Annotated in this window: 16 protein-coding genes and 2 pseudogenes; 3 read left to right on the plus strand and 15 right to left on the minus strand. The window is 75.3% G+C overall.

All coding sequences use genetic code 11. The features are described from left to right. Positions 1–11: 11 nt before the first annotated feature. The 6 genes and pseudogenes from ndk to QQK22_RS08830 form a co-directional block, all read right to left on the minus strand. Complete coding sequence (gene ndk / locus QQK22_RS08805; protein WP_284250584.1) at positions 12–434, minus strand: nucleoside-diphosphate kinase; 423 nt, start codon at positions 432–434, stop codon at positions 12–14. Beyond that, entirely contained in the window at positions 431–958 is a 528-nt protein-coding gene (locus QQK22_RS08810; RefSeq protein ID WP_284250585.1) for a DUF4233 domain-containing protein, read from the minus strand. Before QQK22_RS08810 ends, ndk begins: the two co-directional genes overlap by 4 nt. Positions 959–1,005: 47 nt before the next feature. Then, positions 1,006–1,815, minus strand: coding sequence for a dihydroxyacetone kinase phosphoryl donor subunit DhaM (dhaM, locus tag QQK22_RS08815; protein ID WP_284250586.1), 810 nt, complete (start codon positions 1,813–1,815; stop codon positions 1,006–1,008). Next, positions 1,812–2,480, minus strand: coding sequence for a dihydroxyacetone kinase subunit DhaL (gene dhaL, locus QQK22_RS08820; protein ID WP_284250587.1), 669 nt, complete (start codon positions 2,478–2,480; stop codon positions 1,812–1,814). The genes dhaM and dhaL overlap by 4 nt, the downstream gene beginning before the upstream one ends. Beyond that, positions 2,477–3,474, minus strand: a pseudogene (dhaK, locus tag QQK22_RS08825) (dihydroxyacetone kinase subunit DhaK). Before dhaK ends, dhaL begins: the two are co-directional and overlap by 4 nt. A gap of 88 nt (positions 3,475–3,562) precedes the next feature. After that, positions 3,563–4,468, minus strand: a complete 906-nt coding sequence (locus QQK22_RS08830) for an SGNH/GDSL hydrolase family protein (RefSeq protein WP_284250588.1) — start codon at positions 4,466–4,468, stop codon at positions 3,563–3,565. Between the two features lie 96 nt (positions 4,469–4,564). On the opposite strand from QQK22_RS08830, the gene QQK22_RS08835 reads away from it, so the two are divergent. Together QQK22_RS08835 and QQK22_RS08840 are read left to right on the plus strand one after the other, a co-directional pair. Next, positions 4,565–5,536 (plus strand): lysophospholipid acyltransferase family protein, encoded by a 972-nt coding sequence (locus QQK22_RS08835; protein ID WP_284250589.1) that lies wholly within the window; start codon positions 4,565–4,567, stop codon positions 5,534–5,536. Continuing rightward, positions 5,533–6,753, plus strand: a complete 1,221-nt coding sequence (locus QQK22_RS08840; protein ID WP_284250590.1) for a glycosyltransferase family 4 protein — start codon at positions 5,533–5,535, stop codon at positions 6,751–6,753. Before QQK22_RS08835 ends, QQK22_RS08840 begins: the two co-directional genes overlap by 4 nt. Before the next feature lie 267 nt (positions 6,754–7,020). On the opposite strand, the pseudogene QQK22_RS08845 reads toward QQK22_RS08840, so the two are convergent. The 9 genes and pseudogenes from QQK22_RS08845 to ileS all read right to left on the minus strand — a co-directional run. Next, positions 7,021–7,977 (minus strand): annotated as a pseudogene (locus QQK22_RS08845) (oligosaccharide flippase family protein); the annotation flags it as partial. A 55-nt stretch (positions 7,978–8,032) separates the two neighbouring features. After that, the gene (locus QQK22_RS08850) at positions 8,033–9,472 is read right to left on the minus strand and encodes a hypothetical protein (protein WP_284250591.1); all 1,440 of its coding nucleotides are present in this window, start codon (positions 9,470–9,472) and stop codon (positions 8,033–8,035) included. Then, positions 9,469–10,350, minus strand: a complete 882-nt coding sequence (locus tag QQK22_RS08855; RefSeq protein WP_284250592.1) for a YveK family protein — start codon at positions 10,348–10,350, stop codon at positions 9,469–9,471. Before QQK22_RS08855 ends, QQK22_RS08850 begins: the two co-directional genes overlap by 4 nt. 23 nt (positions 10,351–10,373) lie before the next feature. Beyond that, positions 10,374–11,504, minus strand: coding sequence for a glycosyltransferase (locus QQK22_RS08860; RefSeq protein ID WP_284250593.1), 1,131 nt, complete (start codon positions 11,502–11,504; stop codon positions 10,374–10,376). Next, positions 11,501–13,882, minus strand: coding sequence for a glycosyltransferase (locus tag QQK22_RS08865; RefSeq protein ID WP_284250594.1), 2,382 nt, complete (start codon positions 13,880–13,882; stop codon positions 11,501–11,503). Before QQK22_RS08865 ends, QQK22_RS08860 begins: the two co-directional genes overlap by 4 nt. Positions 13,883–13,890: 8 nt before the next feature. Next, a complete protein-coding gene (locus QQK22_RS08870) occupies positions 13,891–15,450 on the minus strand; it encodes an exopolysaccharide biosynthesis polyprenyl glycosylphosphotransferase (RefSeq protein ID WP_284250595.1) in 1,560 nt (519 codons plus the stop codon). A 248-nt stretch (positions 15,451–15,698) separates the two neighbouring features. Continuing rightward, on the minus strand, positions 15,699–16,097 hold the full coding sequence (locus QQK22_RS18755; protein WP_348525638.1) for a glutamate ligase domain-containing protein: 399 nt from the start codon (positions 16,095–16,097) through the stop codon (positions 15,699–15,701). Next, positions 15,995–17,131: a bifunctional folylpolyglutamate synthase/dihydrofolate synthase gene (locus QQK22_RS08875; protein ID WP_348525553.1), complete on the minus strand. Its 1,137-nt coding sequence runs from the start codon at positions 17,129–17,131 to the stop codon at positions 15,995–15,997. The genes QQK22_RS18755 and QQK22_RS08875 overlap by 103 nt, the downstream gene beginning before the upstream one ends. Further along, entirely contained in the window at positions 17,128–20,499 is a 3,372-nt protein-coding gene (gene ileS, locus QQK22_RS08880) for an isoleucine--tRNA ligase (RefSeq protein ID WP_284250596.1), read from the minus strand. The genes QQK22_RS08875 and ileS overlap by 4 nt, the downstream gene beginning before the upstream one ends. A 389-nt stretch (positions 20,500–20,888) precedes the next feature. On the opposite strand from ileS, the gene QQK22_RS08885 reads away from it, so the two are divergent. Beyond that, positions 20,889–22,232: a winged helix-turn-helix domain-containing protein gene (locus QQK22_RS08885; RefSeq protein ID WP_284250597.1), complete on the plus strand. Its 1,344-nt coding sequence runs from the start codon at positions 20,889–20,891 to the stop codon at positions 22,230–22,232. Positions 22,233–22,289: the final 57 nt, after the last annotated feature.

Here is a 22,289-nt window from a genome sequence, read left to right on the forward strand (position 1 = left end):
GGCGGTGGACCTCAGGCGGTCGGGAACCAGAGCGCGATCTCGCGCTCGGCGGACTCGGCCGAGTCCGACGCGTGCACGAGGTTGCGCTGCACCTTCTCGCCCGTGTCCGCCGCGAGGTCGCCGCGGATCGAGCCGGGCGCCGCCGTCGTCGGGTCGGTGGCTCCGATGAGCGCACGGACACCCTCGATGACGCGGTGGCCCTCGACGATCACGGCCACGAGCTCGCCCGAGCCCATGAACGCCACCAGGGGGGCGTAGAAAGGCTTGCCGACGTGCTCGGCGTAGTGCTGCGCGAGGAGGTCGTCGTCCGCCGTGCGCTGGGCGAGGGCCGCGATGCGGTAGCCCTTCGCCTCGATGCGGCGCAGGATCTCACCGGTGAGGCGGCGCTGGACGCCGTCGGGCTTGACGAGGACGAGGGAGCGCTGGATGGTCACGGCTCGACCCTACCGTCCGCTCCTGAGCCGTCGGTGCCGTCGGTGCCGTCGGTGCCGTTCGCGCGGGCGTGCGCGAGCTCCGCGGCGTAGCGCTCCTCGCGCTCGACGTCGATCCGCGCCCCGACGCGCCAGCAGATGACCCACAGCACCGCGAAGACGAGCCCGACGGCGAGCATGTGGTCCCGCATCGGCGGCACGAGGAACGCCACCGCCACCAGGCAGCCCTGGATGAAGGTGCCCAGCAGGTAGCCGACGAAGCTGCGCAGCAGCCCCGCGGCCAGGATGCAGGCGAGCGCACCACCGATCCCGACGCCGAGGATGACGCCGGTGTCCACAGCGCGCAGCCCGTAGGCCGTCAGCGCGGCGAAGAAGACGACGAACGCCTCCAGGCCGAGCAGGGTCGAGCAGAAGAGGCGACGGGCCGAGCGCGGGGGCTTCGGCGCGGCGGGTACCTCGGGTGACCCCTGCCCCGTGCTCGGGTCGGGTGCGGACTCGGGGACGGCTGACTGGCTGATCGTGCTCACTCCGTGCTCTCGTGCGTGTCGTGCGGTCTCGGTCGGACGGGACGGGCTCAGCGCTCGCCGAAGGCGGCCTCGAAGGCGTCCGCCACGGCGACCACGGCGTCCTCGCGGTCGGCGCCGCTGGCCTCGAGGGACACCTCCTGGCCGCGGCGCAGCCCGAGCCCCATGACGGCCAGCAGGCTGGCGGCGCTCGCGCCGTCGACCAGGACCGTCGCGTCGTAGGTCCCGACGAGCCGCACGAGCGCCGCGGCGGGCCGTGCGTGGAGGCCGTCGTGGTTGCGCACCGTCGCGGTGCGCCGGGCGACCTCACGGTGCCCCGGCGCGTCCGGCGCGCCCGGTCCGTCGAGGCCGAGGTCGAGGTGCACCCGCGGCGGCTCCCCGCCGTCGGGCACGCGGATGGGCGCGTCGGGCGCCGCGGGCTCGCGCGGCAGCTCGAGCGCCACCTGGCGCGAGGCGTGCGCGACGGCGTCGACCACCTGGGCGACGTCGCCCCCGGTCTGCGCCGCGACGGCCGCCGCGACCGCACCCTCGACGAAGGCGCCCCCGGCCAGGACCACCCGCGGGTCCTCGAGCGCCTCGATGACGGCCTCGGCCGTCATGCGCGCCGACCCGATGTCGGCCAGGAGCACGACGCCGGAGCAGCCCGCGTCGAGCTCGGCCGCGATGGCGCGCTCGACGACGTCGAAGCTGGTGCCCAGGCGTGCGTCGTCCGTCCCGCCCGCGGGTCGCAGCACGACGTCGGGCGCCATCTGGGCCGCGAGCTCGACGACGCCCCCGGCCAGCAGCGCGGAGTGGGAGACGAGCACCAGGCCCGTGGCCCGCTCGTCGACGTGCGTGCGGCGCGCGTCGCGCCCGGTCACGGGGTCACCGCCCGGGCGGCGGCACGCAGGAGCAGGGCGCTCGAGGCGGCGCCGGGGTCGCGATGACCGCGGCTGCGCTCGCCCAGGTAGCTGGCGCGGCCCTTCAGCGCGACGAGGTCGTCGGTGGCCGCGGCGCCGGCCTCGGCCGCCTCGGCCGCCCGTGCCAGGACGGCGGCGGGCGGGTCGCCGTCGTCCGCCGCCCGGGAGGCCGCCTCGAGCGCCGGGTGCCAGGCGTCGACCATCGTCTTGTCCCCGACCTTCGCGCGGCCGCGCGACACGACACCCTCGAGCGCGGCGTCGATCAGGCTCACGACGCCCTGCGCGTCGATCGTCGGCGCGTCGCTCACCTTCGCCGCGCGGAGGAACGCCGTCCCGTAGAGCGGACCCGCGGCGCCGCCGACCGTCGACATCAGCGTCGTCGCGACGAGCTTGAGCACGGCGCCCACGGTGGCGGGGTCGGCCTTCTCCAGCGCGGCGGTGACGGCACCGAAGCCGCGGGCGAGGTTCTCGCCGTGGTCGCCGTCGCCGATCGCCCGGTCCAGCTCGGAGAGCTCGACGCGCTGCTGCGCGACCTCCTGCGCCGCGAGCGCCACGAACCGCAGCGCCCACGCGACGTCGAGCACCGGGGCGTCCCCGCCGTCGCCGGGAGTCTCGGGGGTGCTCACAGCCCCCACCGTAGTGCCGCGGTGCGCACGGGCGCGTCGTAGAGCTCGGTCAGCTCGGGGTCGAGGCGCAGCACGGTGACCGAGGCGCCCTGCATCTCCAGCGACGTCACGTAGCTGCCCACGAGCGAGCGGTGCACGACGACGCCGCGCTCCTCCAGCCGCGCCCGCGCGCGGCGGTAGACGATCGCGAGCTCCGAGGCGGGGGTGCCACCCATCCCGTTGACCAGGAGCAGCACCTGCTCGCCCCGCTCGAGACCGAGGTCGGCCACGACGGGGTCCAGCAGCATGTCGGTGATCTCGTCGGCGCTCGCGAGCGGGATCCGGCGCCTGCCGGGTTCGCCGTGGATCCCGATGCCGATCTCGATCTCGTCGTCGGCCAGGTCGAAGCTGGGGCGGCCGGCGTGCGGGACGGTGCAGGCCGAGAGGGCCACGCCCATCGAACGGACCTGCGCGTTCACCCGTCCTGCGAGCGCCGCGACGGCCGCCAGGTCGTCCCCGCGCTCGGCCGCGGCGCCCGCGATCTTCTCCACCAGCACGGTGCCGGCGACACCCCGCCGGCCGGCGGTGTAGAGGAGTCCTCGACGGCGACGTCGTCGTTGACGACGACGGTCGCGACCTCGATGTCCTCGGCGTCCGCGAGCTCCGCGGCGGTCTCGAAGTTGAGCACGTCGCCGGTGTAGTTCTTCACGACGTGGAGCACGCCCGCGCCGCCGTCCGCGGCGCGGGTCGCCACGAGGATCGGGTCGGGCGGGGGCGAGGTGAACATGGCACCCGGGACCGCGGCGTCGAGCATCCCGGTGCCGACGAACCCGGCGTGCAGGGGCTCGTGGCCGCTGCCGCCACCGGAGACGACGCCGACCTTGCCCGTCACGGCCCCGCCGACGCGCGCGACCACGAGCTGGTCGAGCTGGACCACGAGCTCGGAGTGGGCGAGGACGAAACCCTCGACCGCCTCGGTGGTGACGTCGGCGGGGTCGTTGATCAGCTTCTTCACGGCAGGCTCCTTCGCACGGGTGAGAGGCGTGTGGTGCGGGGCGGCGCCACGGGTCCACTGTGCCCCTCGTGCCGCCGGCGCGCCAGCGTCACGAGCGCGCGACGACATCCCGCGCGATCGCTCGGTGCCCCTCCGGCCGCGGGTGCGTGTCCCGGTCGCTGCAGTAGTAGGTCGCGATGCAGATCCCGGCCACGGGGGCGGGCACCGCACCCTCGCCGGCCACCGGGACGGTGATCGCGGGGTCCGCATACCCGTCGAAGGTCGCGGTGAGGTCGACGTAGCTGCCCCCGGCGTCCTCGAAGGCGGCCCGCAGCGCGGGGTCGATCTGGTCGCGGAACACCTCCAGCGTCTCCGCCGCGACGTCGGGCTGCGTGGGGCCGAGGGCGAGCCACAGATCGGGGTAGCCGATACCGACGACGGGGACGTCCGGGCCCAGCGCCTCGCGCAACCCGGTCGCGATCTGCGCGAGGTCGTCGGCGACCTCCGGGACGACGCGGTCGAGGCAGTCGCGCGAGTCCGGCGGGACGACGTCCGCGGCGTCGGGCAGGCACGGGGCGAGGTCGTTGCCCCCGAGCACGACGGTCACGAGGCGCACCTGCCCGGGGTGCTGCGCGACGACGTCGAGCGCCGCCTCGACCTGCGTGCCCGTGTAGGGGTGGCCGTCGATCGCGCGGTTCTCCGCGTCGCACCCCGGCTGCGACAGGGCCTGGGCGGCGAGCGTCCCGGTGCAGGCCAGGTTCACCAGGGTGACCTCCTCGCCCCGCGCCGCGAGGACGTCCGTGACCTGCTGCGGGAACGCGTCGCGCGTCGGGCCCGACTCGCCACCGGCGTCGCGGAACCCCGTGGCCCAGGAGTCGCCGATCGAGAGGTAGAGGTCACCCGTGAACGGTGGCGACGTCTCGCCCGTGATCGGCGCCGGCGGTTCCTCGTCGGGTCCGGTGCACGCCCCGAGCACCGCCGCCGCGACGACCGCCGCCGCGACCCCCGTCCGCACCCCGCGACGTGCCCGACCTCGTGCTCGCCCGTACCGCTCGTCCTGCCACATCTCGCTGCTCCCCCGTGCTCTCGCCCCGTGTGACAGTATGCCCAGGTGGACGGGGGACCACGGCCGGGGGGCCGCACACGCGCGAACGATCCGACGACGCTGCCCGGCAGCGATCCGGACCTGCTGGAGCCCCGGGAGGTCCCGGGCGTCGGGCTCCTGGACTCCTGGCGCGGCTCGGAGCGGCTGCACGCGCTCGTCCCGACACCCCTCGCCCTGCGAGCGACCGACCTCCTCTACCGCGGCCTCACCCGCGCCCGGCCCGGTCGTCTCGCCGCCGCGCGCGAGGCGATGCGCGCCGTCGCCGCACCGGGGACGGACGAGGCGGAGCTGACGCGGTTGGCGACGGCGTCCGTCGCCTCCCAGGCGCGGGCCTGGGAGCTCTACCACCGGCCGCGCGACCTGGCGCGGATCCCCGTCGACGGCCTCGACCACCTCGCCGCGGCCCGCCGTGCGGGCGGTGGTCTCCTCGTCTCCTACGCGCACTACGGTCCGGAGCTCGCGTGGCTCGTGCTGCGGCGGCACGTGCCACTGGTCGCGCTGCTCGGGCCCTGGATCACCGAGGATCCCCCGCCCGGGTACCGCGGGCTGCAGGTCGAGCGCAAGCGGGCGCTGTTCGTGGCCGCGCGGATGGGGGTGGCGCACGTCGGCGGGTCCGCCGCCTCGCAGGTGCGGGCGCTCCAGGCGGGTGGCGCGCTCCTGACCGCCTTCGACGTCCCGGGGCGCCGTGCGACGCGCTACCTGGGCCGCACGGTCGAGATGGTCGACTCCACCGCCCGGATGGCGGTCATGACCGGCTCCCCGGTCCTGCCCGGCACCGTGGTGCCGCGAGGTTCGGGGTGGCGGATCGTGCTGCACCCGCCGCTGCTCCCCTCGGCCTTCGGATCGGCGGCCGAGCTGCACCAGGCGCTGGCCGACGTGCACGGCGACGCCGTCGCCGGTGCGCCCCAGCACTACCTGAACCCGATCCGCGAGGGAATGTGGGCCCGGGCCGACGCCGCGGGCTGGTACCGGGCGTGACGCGGCCGGTCCGGGCGCTGCTCGTCAACGAGAACATCGGCGGGCACGCGACGGTCCACCACCACCTGCGCGCCGTCGCGGCGGAACGCACGGACGTCGCCGTCGACGTCCGGGACGTCCCGCCGCCCGACCTCCTGCGCCGCATCGCCGGCCTGCCCCTCCCGGGCCTGGCGGCGCTCGACGCCGACCTGCGCGCGGCGCGCTACCAGCTGGCCCAGTCGGCGTGGGTGGCGCGGGCGCTGCCGGGGTGGCTGCGGCGCGGCTACGACGTCGTGCACCTGTACACGCACAACACCGGACTGCTGGCGCGCCGCGCGCTGCGCGGCGTCCCCTACGTCGTCACCCTCGACTCGACGAACGCGCAGAGCAACCTGCTGCACCCCGTGCGCGAGCCGACGCGCTTCTCCCCGCTCTCGACGGCCGCGACCCGGCCGCTCGAGCGCGCGCTGTACTCGGGGGCGGCGCGCGTGGTCGCGAACAGCGCGTGGGCCGCGGCGTCCCTGCGCGCGGACTACGGGGTCGAGAGCGACCGCCTCGTGGTGCAACCGATGGGTGTGCCGCTCGCCGCGACGCCCGAGAGCGCGACCGCGCCGACGGGGCCGATGGGGCCGATGGGACCGATGGGACCGACGGGGCAGCGCGTCCTGCCGCTCACCGACCTGCCCGTGCTGGTGTTCGTGGGCCGGACCATGGGGCGCAAGGGCGGTCGCCTCGTGCTCGAGGCGCACCAGCGCCACCTCGTCGACCGGTGCCATCTCGTCCTCGTGACGACGGACGAGGTGGCCCCTGCCGGACGCCCTCTGCGCGAGGTCACGGTGCTGCGCGACGTCCGCCCCGGCGACGGCGTGGTCGACCGCGTGCTGGCCGGCGCCGCCGTGCTCGCCCTGCCGAGCGCGATCGACCAGTGGCCGAACGCCGTGATGGAGGCGATGGCCCACGGGGTGGTGCCGGTGGTCTCCGACGTCGGCGGGATGCCGGAGATGGTCGCCGACCCGTCAACGGCTCACGGGGCGGGGCGATCCGTCGGCCCTCCCGCCGGCATCGTCCTGCCCGAGCGCAGCGTCGCCGCCGTCGCGCGCGCGGTCGGCGACCTCCTCGCCGACCCCGCCCGCCTCGAGCGTCTCGGGCACGCCGCCCGCGAGCGCGTGCGCCGCGACCTGGATGTCCGCCTCACCGCCGGCGCGCTGCTCGACGTGCTCGTCGACGTCGCGCGCTGACCGCGGCAGCACGAGGTCCCGCGCGCCCCACAGCAGGGCGCCGGCGAGCACGAGCGCCCCGACCGCCGTCCCGATGACGCTGCCGGCGGGGTCGGACGTCGGCAGGAACAGCGCGACGGCGACCGGGACGCCGACGGCGAGCGCGGCGAGTCCGGAGATCGCGAGCGTGCGCACCTGGCCGCGGGCCAGCAGCACGGGGAAGAGCACGAAGCTGACGAGGATCGGCGCGGCCGCGGCCGCGATCCAGCGCACGGACGGCACCGCCGCCTCCCACTGCGGGCCGAAGGGCACGCTCACGAGCCACGGCGCGAGCAGCGACCCGACCACGGCGACGGCGAGGCCGAGGCAGGCCGCGAGCGCCAGGTAGCGGCGGGCGCTGCGGCGCAGCGCCGCCGGTTCGGTGGCGAGCGCCGACATGCCGGGGAGCAGGCCGAAACCGACCGTGTGGGCGACGGTCACCCCCGCGTCGAGGTAGCGGGAGGCGACGACGTACACGGCGAGCGCCGCCGTCGACCCGGCGCCCGCCACGATCGTGCCCTGGCGCCAGAGCACGACGATCGCTGTGCTCGCGACGGCGACCCACAGCCCCTGACCCACCAGGACCCGCCAGGGCACGCCGGTCTCACGCGTCGGCCGGACGAGCGCGAGCATGACGGCCGCGAGCACCACCTCCTTCGCGAGCACGACCGCCATCAGCCAGATCACGTCTCCCCCGGTGAGCACGACCGCGGTCCCCGCCGCCACGAGGGCGAGCGCGGCAACCATCTGCAGGACGCCCTCGAGCACGACGCGGCCCTGGGCCCGCAGCACCTCGCTCCACAGCGCCGTCACGCCGCCGGCCGCGACGAACGCGGCCGCGAGGACGACGGCGAGGGGCGGGACCCCGCCCGGCCCGAAACCGACGGTCAGCAGGACCAGGAGGCCCGCCGCGAGCATCACCGTCAGCCCCTGCAGCGGCAGCGCGCCGCGCAGCGCCCCGCCGGCCGGCGCACGCCCGGCGGCCACCTCGCGCGCGGCCACCGCACCGACCCCCAGGTCGGTCAGCGTGAGCACGAGCGTGGCCGTCCCGAGCAGGTACCCGTAGATCGCGATCGTGTCGCTGTCCGCCGTCCGGGCGAGCACGACGACGAGCAGGATGCCGACGAGCTTGCCGAAGATCCGGGAGACGAGCGCGAGCAGCAGGCCGATCCGGGCCAGCCGGGCGCCGCCCCGCGCCGCGCTCACGCCTCGCTCCGCTCGCGCAGCGCCGAGCCCACCAGCGCACCGAGCACGAGGAGCGTCAGGTACCCGGTGCTGAAGCTCGCGAGCGAGGCGCGCCCGATCCAGTCCGCCGCCGCTGCGGCCAGGACGGCGAGAGCCGCCCAGGCGGAGGCCGCCCCCGGCCCGGCTCCGTGCGCGCGCCGCACGAGCACGACGGCGAGGGCCGCGATCGCCACGACGAGCGCGACCACGCCGACCACACCGACGTCGGAGAGGACCTGGGCGTAGGCGGAGTCGAGGAACGCGTCGTTCCCGGCGTAGAGCGCGTCGGGTGCGGCGGCGTCGTCGTGCCGGGGGCATCGGCGGCGGCGGCGGTCAGGCGCGTCGAGCCCGTCCCGCGGTCGCCCACGCCGTTCCCCACGAGCACGGAGTCCACCGAGCTGACCGCGTTCGACCACGCGATGAACCGGCCGTTCAGCGTGAGCAGGAGGGGCCGCTCGGGTCCACCGGGGACGACGCTGCTCGTGATCGTCACGAGCACCAGCGCGGCCGCGGCGGCGCCCGCCGCGGCGACGAGCGCGGCCTGGCGCCACCAGCCGCGGCTGACGGCCCAGATCACGAGCACCAGCCCGGTCTGGAGGACGGCCGTGCGGACGTCGGCGGCGAGCAGCGCCGCGACGGCGGAGGCGCAGATCAGCACCCGGACCCTGCCGCGGGCCAGGAAGAGCCCGACCACGAACGCGAGGACGGCGAGTCCCGCGAGCTGGAACGGGTCCTGGAACGTGCCTGACGTCCGCAGTCCCCCGGCGGTGCCGAACCGCACCTGCGCCCCGAGCTGGTAGCCCCAGCCGTAGACGAGCTCCTCCCAGCCCAGCGAGCGCTGCCACCACGCCAGTGCAGCCTCGAACGGGACGAGGACCGCGAGCGTCGTCACCAGCGGCCGGGTGACGTCGGGACCCCGCGCCGCGAGCAGGACCCCGACCGCGCCGAGCAGGAGCGCCGACAGCAGGAGCCGCGTGCCGAAGAGCCACGAGACGCCGTGGCCCCCGGCGGGGTCGGCGAGGTAGAGCAGCGCGAGCACGCCGAACGCCGCGGCCGGCACCGCGAGCAGGTGGAGCCCGCGCGGCACCCCGCGCCGCACGAGTCCCCACGCGGTCGCCACGACGAGGACCGCCAGGACGGCGTCCTTCGCCGGGCCGACCGCGGATCCGAGCCGCAGCTGGAGCTCTCCGGACAGGGCGAAGACGAGCACGGCGCCGACGACCCCGAGGCCGGGGCGGCGCATGACGACAGTGACGGCGCCGACGAGCACGGCCGCCGCGACCGGGGCCGCGACGACGAACGGCAGCAGGTGGGGCCGCCACGCGAGCACCCCGACGCCCGCCGGGAGGAGGAGCGCGCCCGCGAGCAGCCACCACCGGTGGCTGCCGCTCCGGTGGCTTCGAACCCGGTGGGTGACCGGCGCCGAGCGCGGGCGCTCGGGGCGGTGGCTCAGGGGTGTCGTCAGCGTGGCGCTCACGACGCCGGTGCCGGCCGGGCCGCCTCGGTCCGCGCGATCGCCGCCGCCTCCGTGTCCGCAGCCTCCGTGTCCGCCGCCTCCGGGTCGGACGGCGCCATCGGTGCGGTCGGCGTCTCCGGCTCGGACGGCGTCGCCGGTACGGTCGACCTCTCCGACTCGGCCCCCGCGTCCCCGGGCGACGCACCCTCGAGCCCGGTGCGGGGTCGCACCGGCCGCAGCGACAGCCCGATCACCACCAGGGCGCCGGCGGCGAACCCGACGACGCCGAGCGCCGCGGGCATCAGGACGCCCGGTGCGGTCTGCTCGGGTGCCGTGGTCGAGACGGCGCGCAGCGGTGCGAGCGCTCCGGCGACGAGCTCGGCGCGCAGCCGGAGCTGCTCCCCGGCGGGGTCGATGCCGGGCGTCTCTGCGGCGGGCAGCGGGACCGACGCGAGCACGGCGTCCACCTCGGCCTGCTGCTGCGCGAGCAGCTGCGCGGTGAGGGCGTCGGCGACGGCGGTCGCGAGCGCGGCGTCGGGTGCCTCGACGGTGAGGGTCAGCAGGTGGGAGGACAGCACGGGTTCGGCCGTGACCCAGCCGGCCAGGTCGTCGGCGTCAACCGCCGTCCCCGACCGCGACACCTCGGCGGCGGCGGCCTCCAGCAGCGGCGTGGAGGTGGTCAGGAGCGCGACGTCGACCAGGTCACCCGCGGTCACCGGCTCGCCCGCCCCGTTCATCAGGAGACCGAGCGTGGAGGCCGGTGTGGCCTGCACCATCACGGTCGAGGTGACCTCGTGGCGCGGACCGCGGACCTGGTCGAGCACCAGCCCCGCGACCGCCCCGAGCACGAGTCCGCCCGCGAGCACCGCCGCGACCCGGCGCCAGGACGGCCACCTCACCCGACTCGCGACATGCTGATCCATCACGTCTCCCCCTCCTCGGTACGACCGCGCACGAACCTCTCGCTCGTGCGGGTGAACAGCTCGGTGACCGCGGCACCCCAGCGCGGCAGGTCGAACCGCGTGGCGGCCCGGACGTGCCCGGCGGCGCCCCAGCGCGCCGCCGTCGCGGGGTCGCACGCGCGGCGCATCGCGGCGGCGAGCGCCACGTCGTCGTGCGGCGGGACGAGGGCGCCCGTGACGCCGTCGTCGACCATCTCCGGGATCCCGCCCACGCTGGTGGCCACGACCGCCCGGCCGGCGGCCATCGCCTCGAGCAGCGCGTACGGGAAGCACTCCACGGCCCACGAGCCGAGGACGCAGCACGTCGCCTCGCGCAGCAGGGCGGGGACGTCGTGGCGCAGGCCGAGGAGCTCGACGCTGCCGGCCGTCCCCGACGCCCGGACGCGGTCCTCGATCGCGGACCGGCACGGACCGTCACCCGCGAGCAGCAGCCGCGCATCGGGGTGGTGGCGCAGCAGACGGCGGAAGGCGCGCAGCACGACGTCGTGCCCCTTGTCCGCCCGCATCGCGGCCGGGACGAGGAGGACGGGCGGTCCGGGCGGGGGCGGGGCCGGCGGCGCCGCGGGGACGGCCACGGCGTTCGGGACGACGTCGATGCGGTGCGGCGCGATCCCGAGCTCGTCGGTGAGGTAGCGCACCTGGGTGTGGCAGACCGCGCCGTAGCGCGTCACCACCGCGCCGGTCGCGCGCTCGAGAGCGCGTTCGCGCAGACCCCGGTGGCCGACGTGGCCGTAGGTGTGCTTCCAGGTCAGGTGCGCCGTCGGGCGGGCGCGCAGCGCCGTCCGGAGCGGGAGGTCGACGGCGACGTGGTACCCGGTCACGAGCGCCGGGTCGAGGCGGTCCAGCTCGGCCCGCACCGCGTCGCGGGTGCGCGGCAGCGCCGCGATCCCGGCACGTCCCGACGGCGTGCCCAGCACCGTGACCGGGACGCCCGCGGCCTCGAGGTCGGCGCGCAGCGGCCCGTCGCGCAGCGCGAGGACGTGCGGGGCGAGGCGGTCGCGGTCGACGGCGGTCGCCGTCAGCACGGCGTGCCGCTCCGCACCGCCGCGACCGAGCTCGGGCACGACCAGCAGGACCCTCCGCGCGCTCACGTGCCGGCCCTGCGATCACGGACGGTGCGGCGACGTCGGGCCCGCGCCGCACCCTGGAGCGCACCGACCAGCTTGCCGACGTCCTTCACCGCGAGCGCGAGCGGGATGGCCGCCAGCACCGCCGGACGCTCCCGCGAGCGCAGCGCGCGCGCCACGGGCAGGCTGAGGTAGGCCGCCGCACCGAGCAGCGCGAGCGGCCGGCCGCCCCGCGAGGCGAGCAGCAGCGGCGCGACGGCGTAGGCGGAGGCGCGCAGCCCGTCGCGCGCGAGGAGCCGCAGGTCGCCGCCGTCCGTGGAGGCGCGCCCGTAGGCGCGGTACATCCGCCAGGTGGCGGCGACGCCGTCGCGCTGGCCCCAGTCCACCGCGGCGTCGCGGCACGCCACGACCCGGCCTCGCGCGGCGACCGCGAGACCGAACGAGACGTCCTCCCCCGTCGGCAGGTGCTCCGGGAAGCCGCCGACCTCGCGCCACGCCGATCGGGTGAAGGCCACGCAGCGCCCGATGGCGAACCGCGGGTCGTACCCGGTGCCGAACACGCGCGTGTAGAGGCGGACGGCGAGACTCGGCCGGCGCACCTGGTCGGGCTGCGGGTAGCAGGCCAGCGCCTGCGCACGCTCGATCGGGTTCCGCGCCGTCGCGCGGTAGAGGCCCGAGGCGAGCGCCGGCGGGTCGGCGACGGCGAACGCGCGGCGGAACGCCTCCACGAACCCGGGGTCCGGGGCGCAGCCGGCGTCCGTGCACACGATCACCTCGTGGGCGGCGAGGTCGATCCCGACGTTCCGGCCCTCCGAGATACCAGCGCCGTCCTGCACGACCACGCGCAGCCGGGGGTCGCTCGGGAGCGCCTCGATGCTGCCGTCGCGCGAGCCGCCGTCCACCAGGACGAGCTCGTCGTCGGCACGCAGCTGCGCCAGGACCGCCCGGACCAGGACGGCGGCCGCCTCACCCTCGTCCAGCGTGGTGACCACCACGCTGACCGGCGGGCCGGCCACCGCCACCGGGTCGGTGGTGGTCCCCGCGCGCGCGACCATCTCGGCGATCTGCGCCTCCTGCGCCTCGGGTCCGGCCACGGGCGCTCCGGGGGCCATCGGGAGGCGGCCGTGCCCGAGCCAGTGCACCGGCACCCCGAGGGTGGACAGCACGACGGCGCGCGCCCGGTCCAGGGAGCGGCGACCGTCCACGCACGCCACGTCGGCGTCGCGGTAGGCACCGCCCAGGAGCTGCGCGAGCACCGAGGCGACCGGCACGGACGCGAGGCGCGCCTCGTCCGTGCGCCGGACGTGCCCGGCACGCTCCTCGACGACCGCGCGCAGCACCTCGTCCCAGCGCTCGAGGGTGGTGCGGACGTCGGCCACCCGCTCGACCCGGGCCCGACCCGCCCGCCCGAGCGCTGCGGCAGCGACCCGGTCCCGCAGGAGCGGCGTCAGCGCCTCGGCGAGCGCCGCGACGTCGTCCGACGGGACGACGACACCGCCGTCGCCGAGGAGCTCGGCCACGCCGTCGACGTCGAACGCGACGACCGGCCGGGCGCAGGCCATCGCCTCCGCGACCACGAGCGACATCCCCTCCCACCGCGAGGGCAGGACGACGACGTCGGCGTCCGTGTAGGTCGCAGCCGTCACGTCCTGCGCGCCGAGCAGCGAGACGCGGGCGTCGCCGTCGTGCCGCGAGCGCGCGATGCGTTCCACCGAGTCCGCCAGCGCCGCGGCGTCCGGACCGTCGCCGACGAGGACGAGCGAGGCGTGGGGGACGGCGTCGAGCACGCGTGGCCAGGCCCGCAGCAGGAGGTCCTGACCCTTCTGGCGCGTCAGCCTCCCCACGCAGACGACGGCCGGGTCCTCGGACCCCTCGCGCGGGGCCGGCGCGAAGGCCGTCAGGTCCACCCCGTTGCCGACGACGTCGGCACGCGTCCCCACCCCGGCGCGCCGACCCCGGTCCAGCTCGTCGAGACTCACGCAGACCAGACGGTCGGTCCGGCGGCCGGCCAGAGTCTCCCAGGTGCGTGCAGCTCGAGCGGTGAGGCCGCAGACCGCCTCGAAGGACCAGGCGTGGGGCACGTGCACGACGGGCGGTCCGAGCCGTCGCAGGCGCCCGACCAGTCCCGCCTTCGCGGAGTGCAGGACCACGACGTCGGGTCGCGAGTCCGCGACGATCCGACGCAGGGCCAGCCACTCCCTCGCCACGCCGGGTCCGGGTTCGCGCCCGGCGGTCCAGGCGCGGACGCGGGCCCCCGCGCCGGCGGCGGCCTCCGCGAGGGGCGACGGCGCCGGGCACGCGACGTCGACGACGTGACCGCGCGCCACCTGCGCGCGGACGAGGTCGGCGACCACACCGGCGACGCCGGCGGTGACGGGCTGGCTGACGTGGAGGATCCGCATCGCGCCGCTCACCGCCCCCGGGCCAGGACGACCTCGCGCACGGTGCGCACGGCGATCGCGAGGTCGGAGTACTGCGACCAGTTCTCGATGTAGTAGTTGTCCGTGCGCGCACGGTCACCGATCGACGTGTCCCCCCGCAACCCGCTGATCTGCGACAGACCCGTGAGCCCGGGTCGGACGCGGTGCCGGCGGGAGTAGGCGATGTGCTCGGCGCTGAAGACGTCGACGAACGAGGGGCGCTCCGGTCGCGGTCCCACCAGCGACATGTCCCCGCGCACGACGTTCCACAGCTGCGGGAGCTCGTCGATCGACGTCGCGCGGATGAATCTGCCGATCCGCGTGATGCGTGACGCGTTCATCCGGGTGCCCCACGCCGGTCCCTCGGGGGTCGCGGTGACGTGCGACATCGAGCGCAGCTTGAGGCACTCGAACGTGGCACCGTCGCGGCCCACGCGCGTCTGGCGGTAGATCACGGGTCCGCCGTCGGCACGGATGATCACGGCGCACACGGCCAGCAGTGGCGAGACGAGCACGAGCGCGAGCGCCGCGGCGACGACGTCGGCCACGCGCTTGGTGGCCGCGCCGAAACCCGACAGCCGCGGCGCCGTGATGCGCGCGACCGGGATCGGGCCGATGCGGTCCGACAGTCCGGTCCTGGTGCGCAGCAGATTCATCCGCGGGACGATCAGCTTGTCGACCTCGGCGATGCGAGGGTCGTCGAGCACCCGGACCACCTCGGACTCGTCGAGGTCGCCGTCGGCGAGCAGGAGGACGTCGGCCCCGGTCGCCTGGACCGCCCGCTCCAGGTCGGCGACGTCGCCGAGCCGCGGGACGCCGGGCAGCCAGGTGCCCGGCGCGTCGACGAAGCCGGACACGACGAGCCCGGAGCTGCGGTCGGAGGCGATGAGACGGGCCAGCACGCCGGCGATCTCACCCGCGCCCACGAGGACCGTGCGGTGCTGGACCCACCCGCGCCGCCGGCCGATGTTGATCGTCGTCATGGTCGCGAGCCGCCCCAGGAGGAGGAGGCCCCCGGCCACGAGCACGGTGCGGAAGAAACGGAGCAGGTCCTCGCCGCCCTGGGTCAGCGCGATCGGCAGCGCCACGATCGCGGCCGCCGTCAGGACGTTGCGGACCAGCCACGGCGCGTCGTCGAGGAACGAGGCGTGCAGACGCGCGCGGTAGCGACCACCGTCCGTGAGCAGGAGGAGGCAGACGGCCGTGAAGGTGACCGCCACCCAGACCGGCTCGGGGAGCCAGAGCATCGGCACGAGCATCGCGGCGGCGTCGACGGGGAGCACCAGCATCCATCCCCGGGCACCGCGCAACCAGGCGGGCCGGCGCGAGGTGCGGGCCACGGCGCTCCGTCGGTCCGCGCCCGGGCGGCGCGAACGGCTGTCCGCCACGACCGCGGACGTCGCGGTGGGCTCGGCGACCGGCGGAGGTGTGCCCGTCGGCCCGCTCCGTGTCCGCGGCGGAGCGGCCCGCCACGCGGTCCCGGACGGCCGTGCCGCGGCGTGCTTGCCCCGCAGCGCGCCCGCGTGCGCGCGCGTCAGTTCGTTCGTCATGCGTTCGCCCCCTCGGGCGACACCCGCACCGCACGGGGCGTCGCCACGTCGAACCCGCCGCGGCCCCCTGCCGGTGGCGATTCCGGTTCGACTCGTTCACGGTAACCGACCGGTACGACACGCGGCGGGTGGGATGAACCACGTCACGAACGGCTCAAGATCGCGTTCGAGGAACGCGAGCGCGACCTCATTTCGCCGCGTTTGACGAAACGGTCCGAAGGTAAAACGAGGTGACGACCGGGGTGCGGTCAGCCGCGCTGCAGCAGCGTGCGCACCTCCGCCGCCAGCACCACGGACCCGAGTGCCACGACGCCGGAGCCGACGCCCACGCCGTCGGCGTCGTCCTCGGCGAGGTCGACGGCGAGCGCGAGGGCATCGTCGAGCCGCTCCGCGACGTGGACGCGGTCCTCGCCGAAGACGTCGCGCGCGAGGTCCGCGAGGTCGTCCAGCTCCATCGAGCGCATCGAGGAGGACTGCGTCACCACGATCTCGGCCAGCGCCCCCTCGAGCTCGACCAGGATGCCCTCGACGTCCTTGTCCCCCATCACACCGAAGACGCCGACGAGCCGGTCGAACGCGAACGCCTCCGCGATCGCCGCCGTGCTGGCCCGCGCGCCGGCGGGGTTGTGGGCGGCGTCGACCAGGATGGTGGGCGAGCTGCGCACCAGCTCGAGCCGCCCCGGCGAGGTGACACCGGCGAACGCGGCCTCCACGACGTCGCCGGGCAGCGCCACTCCCCCAGGAACGCCTCGACCGCGGCGACCGCGAGCAGGGCGTTGTGGGCCTGGTGCGCGCCGTGCAGCGGGACGAAGACGTCCTCGTAGACGGCGCCGACGCCCCGCAGCGTGACGACCTGGCCCCCCACGGCGAGCGTGCGCGCGAGCACCGCGAGCCCCGGTGCGGCCACCTCGACCTCGCCGTCCTCGGTCGTCGGCACCTCGGTCACGAGGCGTGCACCGACCCGCTCAGCGCGCGCGGCGACGACGGCGGCCACCTCCTCGTCCTGCGCGGCCGAGACCACCGTGGCGCCGGCCTTGACGATGCCGGACTTCACCGTCGCGATCTCGCCCAGCGTGTGGCCGAGCCAGCGCTCGTGGTCCAGGGCGACCGGCGAGATCACGGCGACCTCGGCGTCCACGACGTTCGTCGAGTCCCACTCCCCGCCCATGCCGACCTCGATGACGGCGACGTCGACCGGGGCGTCCGCGAACGCCGAGAACGCCATCGCGGTGAGCACCTCGAAGAACGACAGCTCGGCCTTCGCGCCGTACTTCCCGGACGCGGTGAGCTCGCCGTCGACGATCGCGACCTGCGCCGCGACGTCCTCCCACGTGCGCACCCACGCCTCGCGCGTGATCGGCTCGCCGTCGATCGCGATGCGCTCCCGGATCGTGCTCAAATGCGGCGAGGTGAACCGGCCCACGCGGAGCCCGAGCTCGCGCAGGAGCGCGTCGATCATGCGCGCCGTCGACGTCTTGCCGTTCGTCCCCGTGAGGTGGATCGCCCGGAAGGAGCTCTGCGGCGACCCTAGGACGTCGATCACGCGCTGCACGCGCTCGATCGTCGGGTCGAAGTCGTGCTCGGGCGTGCGGCGCAGGATCTCCGCGGTGATCTCGCGCACGCGCGTCTCGAGCGCGACGTCGTCCTCGCGGCGGCGGCTCGCCGCCCCCTCGCGGCTCACGCGTCGACCTCGACCTTCGTCAGCGTGACGGCGGCCGGGGCGTCCTTCGGGATCGCGCCGTCCTCGACGACCTCGACGTCCAGCCGGGTGGCGAGCGTCTCGCGCGCGATCGTCTCGTGGTGGACATCGGCGGCCCCGGCGTGGTCCTCGCTCACGCCCAGGCGCAGCGCGATGCGATCGGCGACGTGCAGGTCCGCAGCCTTGCGCGCGTCCTGGACGGCCCGGATGACGTCGCGCGCCCACCCCTCGGCGCGGAGCTCGTCGTCCAGCGCCAGGTCGACCACGACGAACCCGCCGCCGGGCAGGACGGCGACGGCGAGCTCGCCGTCGCCCGTGCCCGCGGCGACGGTCGAGAGCTCGTACTCTCCCTCGACCAGCGCGACACCGCCGGCGTAGACCTCACCCTCGACCTCGTGCCAGTCGCCCTCGCGGGCCGCCCGGATCACCTGCTGCACCCCCTTGCCCAGGCGCGGGCCGGCCGCGCGGGCGTTGACGGTCAGCTTCGTGCTGACGCCGTAACGCGCCGCCGCGTCGGAGGCCAGGTCCTCGATGCGCACCTCCTTGACGTTCAGCTCGGAGGCGATCAGACCGGCGAACGCCTCGAGCGCAGCCGGATCGGCCGTCACGACGGCGAGCTGCCGCAGCGGCTGCCGCACCCGCACCCGGTAGGCCTTGCGCAGCGCGTGCGCCGTCGAGACGGCGGCGCGCACGGCGTCCATCGCCAAGACCAGGGCGGTGTCGGGCGCGAGGGAGGGCTCGACGTCGTACGTGGTGATCGTGAGGGTCGAGGAGAACGCCGCGTTTGGATCGATCGCGCCGGTCGTCTCGCGGTGGACCGCGCGCACCGGCCAGTCGGTCAGGTGCACCGAGTCGCCGCCGGTCAGCCCGCGCCAGATCTCCTCGGTCAGCAGCGGTGCGAACGGCGCCATGATGCGGGTGAGCGCCTCGAGCGCCGTCCACAGCGTGTCGTAGGCGTCGGTGTCCTCGTCCCAGAACCGCTGGCGCTGCGTGCGCACGTACCAGTTGGTGAGCAGGTCGATGTGGTCGCGGATGTGGGCGCAGGCGCCCGCGATGTCGTAGGCGTCCGCCGCGCTCGTGACGGCCACCGCGAGGTCGTGCGTCCGCGCCAGGAGGTAGCGGTCCATCGCGGGCAGCCCGATGACCCGGTCGGGCTCGACGCGCTGCGCGAGGTAGCCCGCGCCGTCGTTCACCGTGCCCGCGTACAGGCCGAAGAAGTACCAGGCGTTCCACAGCGGGAGGAGCACGCCGCGCACCTCGGCGCGGATCCCCTCCTCGGTGACCACCAGGTTGCCGCCACGCAGGATCGGCGAGGCCATGAGGAACCAGCGCATGGCGTCGGAGCCGTCGCGGTCGAGGACCTCGGTGACGTCGGGGTAGTTGCGCAGGCTCTTGCTCATCTTGCGACCGTCGGAGCCGAGCACGATGCCGTGGCTGACGGCGGTGCGGAACGCGGGGCGGTCGAACAACGCCGTCGAGAGCACGTGCAGCAGGTAGAACCAGCCGCGTGTCTGGCCGATGTACTCCACGATGAAGTCGCCCGGGAAGTGGTGCTCGAACCAGTCCGTGTTCTGATGCGGGTAGTGCACCTGCGCGAACGGCATCGAGCCGGAGTCGAACCACACGTCGAGCACGTCGGGGATGCGGCGCATGGTCGAGCGACCCGTGGGATCGTCCGGGTTCGGCCGCGTCAGGCGGTCGATCCACGGCCGGTGCAGGTCGGGCTCGCCCTCGGCGTTGCGCGGGACGTCGCCGAAGTCGCGCGCCAGCTCCTCGAAGGAGCCGTAGACGTCGGTGCGCGGGTAGTTCTCGTCGTCGGAGACCCACACGGGGATCGGCGTGCCCCAGTACCGGTTGCGGCTGATCGACCAGTCGCGCGCACCGGCGAGCCACTTGCCGAACTGACCGTCCCTGATGTGCTCCGGAGTCCAGGCGATCTCCTGGTTCAGCTCGACCATGCGCTCGCGGATCTGCGTGACGCGCACGAACCAGCTCGAGACGGCCTTGTAGATCAAGGGGTTCCGGCAGCGCCAGCAGTGCGGGTAGGAGTGGTCGTAGGTCTCGTGGCGCACGACGACGGCGCGGCGGTCCGCCGGGACGCCAGCGAGCGGTCCGGTCGCGCTCTTCAGGTCCGCGATGATCGCGGCGTTCGCCTCGAACACCTGCACGCCCGCGTAGTCGGCGACCTGCGCGGTGAACCGGCCGCCGTCGTCGACCGTGACGACCGGGGTGATCCCGACGGCGTCGCACGCCACCATGTCGTCCTCACCGAACGCGGGGGCCATGTGGACCAGGCCGGTGCCGTCCTCGGTGGTGACGAAGTCGCCCGCGATGACCTGGAACGCGGCGGGGTTGTCCGCCGGGGCGCCGCCGGTCGCGGCGTCGGCGAAGTACGGGAACGGCGGGGCGTAGCGGGCGCCGACGAGGTCGCTGCCGCGCACCGTCTCCACGACGGTCGGCTCCTGCCCGAGCTCGCGCGCGTAGGCCCCGAGCCGCGCGGCGGCGAGGATCACGCGGGCGCCGGGCTGCGCCGTCGCGAACGGGGACCCGTCGGCCGCCTCGACGACGACGTAGTCCACGTCCGGGTTGACGGCGATCGCCTGGTGGGACGGGAGCGTCCACGGCGTCGTGGTCCAGACGAGCAGGTACTCACCCGTCCCGAGGCGCAGGCCGACGGTGAGGGCCGGGTCCTGGCGCATCTGGTAGACGTCGTCGTCCATGCGCAGCTCGTGGTTGGACAGCGGCGTCTGGTCGTGCCAGCAGTAGGGCAGCACGCGGAAGCCCTCGTAGGCGAGCTCCTTGGTGTGGAGCTGCTTGAAGGCCCAGATGACCGACTCCATGTAGGTGGGGTCGAGCGTCTTGTAGTCGTGGTCGAAGTCGACCCAGCGCGCCTGTCGCGTGACGTAGGTCTGCCACTCGTCGGTGTAACGCAGCACGGAGGAGCGGCACGCGGCGTTGAACGCCTCGATGCCCATCTCCTCGATCTGGCTCTTGTCCGTGATCCCGAGGATGCGCTCGGCCTCGAGCTCGGCCGGCAGACCGTGCGTGTCCCAGCCGAAGCGGCGCTCGACGCGGCGGCCACGCATCGTCTGGTAGCGCGGGACGACGTCCTTGACGTAGCCCGTGAGCAGGTGGCCGTAGTGCGGCAGGCCGTTGGCGAACGGGGGGCCGTCGTAGAAGACGAACTCGTTCTCGCCGTCCTCACCCGCGGGGCGCGCCTCGACGCTGCGGCGGAACGTGTCGCCCGCCTGCCAGGACGCGAGCACCTCGGCCTCGATCGACGGGATGGAGGGTGAGGCCACCGGTCCGGTCTCGTCGGCGCGGTGGCGGGGGTAGTGCGCGTGGCTCACGGGGGTGCTCCGGGTCTCGGGCGCGACCAGCGGCGGTGGTGCGTGCCGCTCGTCGCTCGGGTGGTCGTCGGTGGTGCTGGTCGTCAGTCGTGCTGGTCGTCCGTCGTGCTGCGCTGCACGAGGACGACGTGCCCGGCCGGGGCCGAGCTGCCGCGGTACCACCCCGCTTGCCCGTGGCCGGGGCTGCGTGCAGCTCCGGCCAGGACCACTCGTTGACGGCTGTGACGGGCCTTCCCGTCCGGTTCTACTGGGGGCTCGGGTCTCCGCGCTGGAGATCGGGCCCTGTTCTTCCGGAGGCTCGCCGGTGATGGCCGGGTCGATGCCTGTACCGCCATCGTAGCGCGCGGTGGGCTGCCGGCCGGTGTCCGCGCGATGGCGAGGTGGTGAGCGTGGTCGTGTCGGTGGCCGACGGTACCGTCCCCGCCATGGAGGAGATCTCGGCCGCTCTCGCGCGGCGCATCGCCCTCGCGGCCCAGGGGTTCGGTCGCTCTCGGCGCTCTGGTAGGGACGCGCTCACGGGCGGGAGCGCGCGGCCCGCCGTCGGCACGCGGCAGCTGCGCGCCGCCGTCGAGCGGCTCGGGGTGCTGCAGCTGGACTCGGTGAACGTGTTCGAGCGGAGCCACTACCTCCCGCTCTTCGCGCGGCTCGGCGCCTACGACAAGGCCCTGCTGGACCGGTTGACGTTCACGGCGCGGTCGCCGTTCATCGAGTACTGGGCGCACCAGGCCTCACTGGTGCCGGTGACGGACTGGCCGCTGTGGCGGTGGCGGCAGCAGGAGTACCGGGAGAACGCCCGGCGCCCCGACTCCTGGTCGGCGAACCACCCCGGGATGCTCGACTTCCTCCGGGCGGAGCTGTCGGAGAAGGGCCCGCTGACCGCCGGCGCGGTCGAGCATGAGGCCGCTGGGCGCACGGGCAGCTGGTGGGGATGGTCCGACGTCAAGCGCGGGCTGGAGATCCTCCTGCTGCGGGGTGAGGTGGTCGCGGCCGGACGCACGAACTTCCAGCGCACCTACGACCTCGCCGAACGACGGCTCCCCGCCGACCTCCTGGCACGTGACGTGCCGCACACGGACGCCATCCGCGAGCTGGTCCTGATCTCGGTGCGGGCCCTCGGCGTCGGGACGGTGCGGGACGTCGCGGACTACTTCCGGCTGCTGCAGGCCGACACCAAGCGGGCGCTGGAGGACCTCGTCGAGGCGGGCGTGGTGGCTCCGGTGCGGGTGCGCGGCTGGGACCGTGCGGCGTTCCTCGACGTCGGTGCCCGTCGGCCGCGCCGCGTCGAGGGTGTGGCGCTCCTGTCTCCGTTCGACCCGGTGGTGTGGGAGCGCGAGCGTGCGCTGCGGATGTTCGGCTTCCACTACCGCATCGAGATCTACACGCCCGCGCCGAAGCGGGTCTACGGCTACTACACGCTGCCGCTGCTGCAGGACGAGGCGCTCGTGGGGCGGGTCGATCTCAAGACCGACCGGCAGGCCGGCGTGCTGCGCGTCCAGTCGGCGTGGCGGGAGCCGGTGGTCGGGGCGCCCCTCGGGTGGGGCGGTCGGGGCGACGGCGGTGCGTCCGGCGTCGCCGGCTCAGGGGAGACGCACGCCGTCGATCTCGACCGTCTCGCCGGGCACCTGCGCGACATCGCTGCGTGGCAGGGCATGGGCGACGTCGTGGTCGCCGGACACGGTGACCTCAGTGCCGAGCTCGCCGGTGCGCTCGGCGTGCGTCCGGGTTCGGACTGACTGCCGCCTCGACGTCCACGAGGACAGCGATGACGACGGCGCCACGAGGACCATCCG

Origin of the sequence: Litorihabitans aurantiacus, assembly GCF_030161595.1 — a bacterium.
Classification (GTDB): domain Bacteria; phylum Actinomycetota; class Actinomycetes; order Actinomycetales; family Beutenbergiaceae; genus Litorihabitans; species Litorihabitans aurantiacus.

What these genes read in the sequence shown, in the direction of transcription:
- QQK22_RS08870 (WP_284250595.1), bottom strand. Translation starts at nt 15,450, where the DNA reads ATGACGAACGAACTGACGCGCGCGCACGCGGGCGCGCTGCGGGGCAAG.
- QQK22_RS08865 (WP_284250594.1), bottom strand. Translation starts at nt 13,882, where the DNA reads ATGCGGATCCTCCACGTCAGCCAGCCCGTCACCGCCGGCGTCGCCGGT.